The 6,000-nt window shown below is 55.1% G+C and carries 3 protein-coding genes; all 3 read right to left on the bottom strand.

Annotation, left to right across the window (positions count from 1 at the left end):
• Positions 1-3,106 (bottom strand): DUF6531 domain-containing protein (locus ACMHLI_RS20350; RefSeq protein WP_413531053.1); only part of this gene is annotated, 3,106 nt, incomplete at its 3' end.
• A 17-nt stretch (positions 3,107-3,123) separates the two neighbouring features.
• Positions 3,124-3,561, bottom strand: a complete 438-nt coding sequence (locus tag ACMHLI_RS20345; RefSeq protein ID WP_413531052.1) for a DcrB-related protein — start codon at positions 3,559-3,561, stop codon at positions 3,124-3,126.
• Positions 3,562-3,563: 2 nt separating this feature from the next.
• Positions 3,564-5,564: a type VI secretion system tip protein TssI/VgrG gene (gene tssI / locus ACMHLI_RS20340; RefSeq protein ID WP_413531051.1), complete on the bottom strand. Its 2,001-nt coding sequence runs from the start codon at positions 5,562-5,564 to the stop codon at positions 3,564-3,566.
• Positions 5,565-6,000: the final 436 nt, after the last annotated feature.

The raw sequence follows: 6,000 nt of genomic DNA, 5'->3' as shown, positions 1-6,000 counted from the left end.
GATTGTCGCGCGGGTCGTACTGCCAATGCTCTTTGCGCTGGGCCAGAGAGGCGTGGGCGGTGAGACCGGTCCAGCGTTCACAAATCCGCCCGTGCCGGTCGTAGCGCCAGCCGCTGTGGAGCGCGCCCTGAGACCGGCCGGTTTCCCGGTGTAACGCATCGCGGCTGAACCCGGTGATGAGCTGCGCATCCAGCATTATCTCAAGTGCGTGACCGCTGCCGTAGTAGAAGGTTTTGAGCGCGCGGCCGTCCGGCAGCGTGACCGCCGTACGGTTGCCGAGGGCGTCGTACTGATAGTTAACGTCGCCGTTGATGCCGCGCTCGCAAGTCAGCTCACCGGCGAGGTCATAGCCAAGCCGGAGCTGCTGCGTTTCGCCGCCGTTTTGTGAAGTGAATATCGCCGACGTTAACTGTCCGACGGGGCTGTACTGAAACGTCGTCAGGCCGTCCGGCGTCTCTTTGGTTATCAGCTGACCGCTGAGGTCGCGGATAAACCGGTGGGTCAGCGCCTGTTCGGTGCCTGCGGCGAATGTTCTGCTAATGCTCCGGTCACAAACGTCGTACTCGTAGCGGGTCACCACGCCGTCAAGGCCATGCTCCTCAATAAGCCGGTCGTTATCTCCCCAGACAAACCGGTAACTTTCTTCGTTCTCATTCTGAAGTCGGGTCAGGCGACCGCGCACATCGTAGCCGCGCGTGACTCCGGCGCCGCGCCCGTCGCGGCTAAAGTCCAGTTGCCCGGTGAGCGGATCGTAGCCGTACTCGCGTTGGGTGCCGTCGGCGGCGCGGATGCCCGTCAGCCTTCCTTTTGCATCCCATATGAGCTGCTCCAGCCGTCCTTCGGCAGAGAGCTGGGTGGTCAGCCGTCCTGCGGCGTCGTACTGATAACGCCGCGTCTCACCAGTTGCGTCGGTGATGCTGGCCAGCCGGTAATGTTCGTCGTAGTCGTGTCGGGTGAGATGCCCTGAGCAGTCGAGTGCCGTCAGCAGCTGGCCGCGCTCATTCCACGTAAAGCGGCTGATGCCGCCGAGGGCGTTGGTGTAGGTGATGATCTGACCGAACTCGTCGCGCGCATAGCGGCTGACGTTGCCTAGGGCGTCTTGTTCGGCAATCACGCCGTGGCAGGCGTCGTACTGAAGACGATAAAAGCCGTCCTGCGGATCGATAAAATCGCGGGGAAGTGCCTGTTGCTCCAGCCAGACGGTTTTACTGCTACCGCCCAGCGGGTCGATCTCTTCGATAAGATTGCCGGCGTCATCGTAGACAAACTGGTGTGTAGCGCCGTCGGGGGCGACGGTTTTTGTGAGCTGCTGGTTTTCGTCCCACTGGTAGTGCCAGGTGTTTCCGGCCTCATCGACATAGCGTTCCACCAGATACTCGTCGTTCCAGTGATGCTCGCGGACGGCTCCTTCAGCTTCCGTGACCCGCGTGATGCGTGCATCCAAATCATAACTTATCTGGCTGCGACGCCCGGCGCTGGTTCGGTGTAACACCACCCGCCAGTCGTCGCCGAAGCGCTGCCATCCGTAGTCACAGCGCAGCCCGGAAGGGAGAATGTGCCAGGCCATCAGCCCGTCGTCGGTGTAATCGAATTCACGCAGCACGACGCCGGCAGCATCTGTCACTTTTGCAAGCTGGCCCGTGAAGCTGTAGGCGTAAGTCATCAGCGTACGTGAGTTTTCGTTGCTGTTATCCGCAATTTGCGTCACGCACCGGGGGTGCGAAGTGAGTTGATAATACAGGCTCACGCTCAGACTTTCTTCAGAGTCGGTCAGTTCTGCCAGCCTTCCCTGTGCGTCATAGTGCAGCAGGATGCCGTTGCCATACTCATCACTTAACGAGGTGAGCCGCAGGTTTTGTGCAGATGCAGGGTCGGGGAGATATAATCGCCAGACGCTGCCGTCCAGATCCGCCACCAGCATTTCCCCCTCGTCACCGGCGGCGACCATCAGACCGGTGTCGGGGTAGATTTTTCTTTCACCCGCGGCCAGTGAGGCGAAACGCAGTTCGCGCCCGCTTTCATCATGAAAGCAGGTTTGTTCACCTTCATGCACCAGTCGCGTTTCAAAAGGTGTCCGCCAGCCTTGACCAAACATACCGGTGGCCGCATTGCGGCTGTTGTAAAGGCGCTGCCAGTGAAGGGGAAAGCGCGCCGGTAATACAAAATCAAGGTCTTCTTCACCGGCCAGTACTTTGGCACCGGTAGCCGCATGCACGGGCATCGAGGCTGCGCGCGTAGCGGCACCCAACTGACCGGCTGCCATTCCTGCGCCCATCATCATTAATAAGCAGGGCAATTTTTTAAACATTTTGGACGGACTGCGGGAGAGCAGCAAAGTGGCAGCGACCAGTAATAATTCCAGCCCCGGTACTTTGCCGCTGTTGATCGGTCGTACTACAACCGCCGCGCCGCCGATTGAAACATTGGGAGAAACGGCTGTTGAAACGGTCGCTCCGCACGTCGTGCGATCACTGCCACGCACGGCGGGCAAATCGTTGATGGCAACGCTTGACGACCCCTCTGCCAGATATTGCACAGGGCTGGGAGGATGTTTTTCGTAGAGAACGATATCCTGATTCGAAGGGGCAACCGGGCCTGCAGGCAGCGCCACCGTCGGGTTGACCAGTTCTTTTAACATGGCCTTACCGCCGCTAAGCAGCATTGCCGCGTAATCTCGTTCGCCTTCAGGTTCCGGTGGGAGTCCAGCCTGTTCGGTGGTACTTAACAAGCGTCCGGCGGCACGCGCGGCTGGAATATCATTGGTGAATACATTCGTTGCCCCGCTGGAGATAACCCCCGCAGGAGAAGGAGGGAAGAGGGCGTTGCCCAGCCCCTCGCTCTCGCTAACGATCTCATCCATCATTCCTGTCGCTTCGAGAACAAAACCTGCGATCAACCCCGCGCCGACACATCCCCCGGCAGCAGCGACCACCGCCCCTAATATGCTACCTGCGGCGATTGCCGGGGCGGCAAGAGTTGCAACGCCTGCAACAATTGCACCTGCGGCGGCTACCACGATCCCTTGAATCGCCACAGCGGCGATATCTGCCAAAGCACTGGTATGTATTATTGGGTCGCCCAACCGGGCAGCGTGTTCATCAGCCATGATGTTGTCGCCTCCGGCTATGAATGAGTAAGACACAATGACTGGCAGAGTTTTTGCCAGTAAAGGTCTTGCTCATCGGATAAAGGCTGCAACGCAGTCTGGGTAAAAATCAGCATTTGTTCGCGTTCGGGAACATGAATCGCTAGCTGACGCTGGTACTGGATATGTTTTCCGCGCCTGAAATAACAGTCTGTTTCAAGTGCTTCGTAACCCGGGGATTGGGTCAGAGTGCGTGGACGGCGGGGATCGCTGTGCAGAAGCTCAATCTGACCCAACAGGAGTGACCACTGGTAATCCAGTTCTTCTCCAAATGTTCGTTCCTTCGCAATAACGCCACGGCTGACAATAACGGAGGAACTGTCGTTTTTGCTGCGAAAAATATTCAGGCTGCAATCTTGCCAGTTGTCGTTATCCGGCAACGGGAAGCTGCATTCTTCACAATGATAAAGGCTCATGTTTATTCACTTTCCTTGTTAAAAATTTCATCAACGCTGCTTTGAATTGATTGCTTATAGCCTTCTCCCGGTGCATTGGCAGGTGAACCTGGAGAAGAGGGATTGAGGCCGAGAACACCGCCAACCGTGTTAATTACCCCGTTACCTTCAATCGTGACATTCAGGCTTTTCCCCTTAAGATTGATGGCTCCACTGGCATGTAATTCCAGTGCGCTGTCCCCGCACTCCAGACGAATGAGATCCCCTGAACCAAAGGTCAGGACCTTTACAGCAAGGCTGGTGAGATTTCCGCCGGTGAGCTGTGCCACATCGCCTTTTACCGCCAGTGACTGGCCAACTTTCACCGTTGAGCCCTGAAATCCCTTAATGGCATTGGTTTCATTTCCGGTGACGATTTTTATGCGGTTTCCCTTAATCGCACTGCGTTCGTTACCTTTAATGGTTTTCACCCGATGTCGCTCAACCGTCAGCATCTGGTCATTCAATACCTTGGTTTTCATGTCCTTCTGCGCCTGCATCGACAGAAGTTCCTGGCCGGTGGCATCTTCAAACATCAGCTCGTTGTAACCGCTGCCTTTATAGGTTTGTGAGCGGATCGCCATCTGGGTTTTGCTGCCCGGAAGACCGCCGGGTGCGCGATTGGTAGCATGGTAGGTGCGACCGATAATGATGGGCTGATCGGGGTCACCGTTGAGGAAATCGACGATCACCTCCTGCCCGACGCGCGGTACGGCGATATTGCCGAAACCGCTACCCGCCCACGCTTGCGATACGCGGATCCAGCAGGAGCTGTAGTTGTCGGCTTTGTTATAGCGATCCCATGCGAACTTAACCCGCACGCGGCCGTGTTCGTCGCAGAAGATTTCTTCTCCCGGCGGGCCGGTAACGATGGCGATCTGCGGGCCATCCACGCGTGGCTTGAGCTGCGGCGTAGGTCGCCAGGTTTGGCTAGAAGGGATCACTTCAAATTCGGTACTCAGCGTGGTGCCCTGACCTTCATTGCCGATTTGAACCTGTGGCTGGTGGCCGTACATGTTGATGGCGACGACCTGCCAGTTGTCATTCAGGTCTTCACGGGGATGGTCTCTCAGGGCAAAGCACGCGCCCGGTGAAAGTTGCGGTGAATTTGTGGTGCCGATCGCGATATCTGCATTGTTGCGCCAGCCTTCCATCTGATATTTGGCGAAATCGGCACCGTGTTGTTCATCTTTAAATCGGCCCGGATAATCAAAAATGTCGTATACCGTGTGCTGGTGCCCCATCTTTGACGGACGCTCCTCATACTGTGCCCGCCATTTCGGAGCGGTAAAGGTGTAATCCTGTGTGATCACCTTTGAGGGGCGAACCTGCGCAGTGCGACGGAAGTTATTGATGCAGTAGGTATCGGTCTCTGAAGCTGCGTTTGGGTTGTAAGGCAGCGCACCGATACTGAGCAATGCGCTGCAGTTATCCGCGAAAGTTAACTTCTGATCGTTGGCCTCGAGATACTCTTGTTCATAGAAGAAAATGCCCTCTTCGGCGGTCAGTCGTGAGATGAATTCGTAATCGCTTTCCATGAACTGAACGCAAAACTCCCGCGAACCGTGACTTGCGCGGAGTAGTGTGTCGTATTTGTTAATACCCATCTCCCGGAGCAGGGGTTCGATAATGGAGACAATATTCAGGTTCTGGAAACTGCGGCAATTTCGCCGGTGCGAGCTGCGCCAGAAATAAGGCCGGACAGTCATGCGGTACTCCGTCTGATGTTTGCCGGTATCTCCCTGTTCACAACATGTCACGATGCCGCGCACGCGGCGCTTTATTACCTCCCCTTGCCAAATCGTCAGGATCGCCATCTCATCCAGCACCTGATCAAAACCAATCGCCGGGTCGCTGCTGACCAGTACGATATTCAGCGTAAAGAGTTCTGAGTAAGTTTGAGAAAGCTGAAAACTGAGCACCGCGAAGGTGTCTTTTGCCGTGCTGCCTGCGGCGAAGGTAAAGCGTGTTCCGTTAATCGCCATGCTTTTATTCCTTTAGCTTCTGTTGAATTCATTTATCAGAAAGTGACTCCTCTTGTGATTTATATTCAATATAAATCAATAAGATAAATGGATTATTGAAAGGCAAAAGTAGACCTGGCGAAAAACGTTAGCTATGACTTTGATCACAGAAAACAGACAAAAAAATTGAGGTGCTGAGTGTCAAAAGTTATGTCTGAAGAGGGAAATAAAGCATGAAAGGTGGAAAGAAACAGTGCAGAAAAATAAATCGCACCTGGAACAAAATAATCTCAGGCGAGAAGGGCGCCAGCGGCAATATATGCAGGCATTATTGGATCACCTAACGGCGCAGCGCAGTCAGTGTAAATATCAGCATTTGTCCGTGTTCAGGCTGGTCGATCTATCTGTTTACACTTTTTCTTTGTAAAATTAGCAGGTTGAAATATTACAGAGCCGG

Source organism: Rahnella inusitata, assembly GCF_965118895.1.
GTDB lineage: Bacteria > Pseudomonadota > Gammaproteobacteria > Enterobacterales > Enterobacteriaceae > Rahnella > Rahnella inusitata_A.
This window is presented reverse-complemented; position numbering and strand designations above follow the sequence as displayed.

Coding starts and splice junctions, on each gene's coding strand:
- tssI (WP_413531051.1), bottom strand. CDS start 5,564: ATGGCGATTAACGGAACACGCTTTACCTTCGCCGCAGGCAGCACGGCA.
- ACMHLI_RS20345 (WP_413531052.1), bottom strand. CDS start 3,561: ATGAGCCTTTATCATTGTGAAGAATGCAGCTTCCCGTTGCCGGATAAC.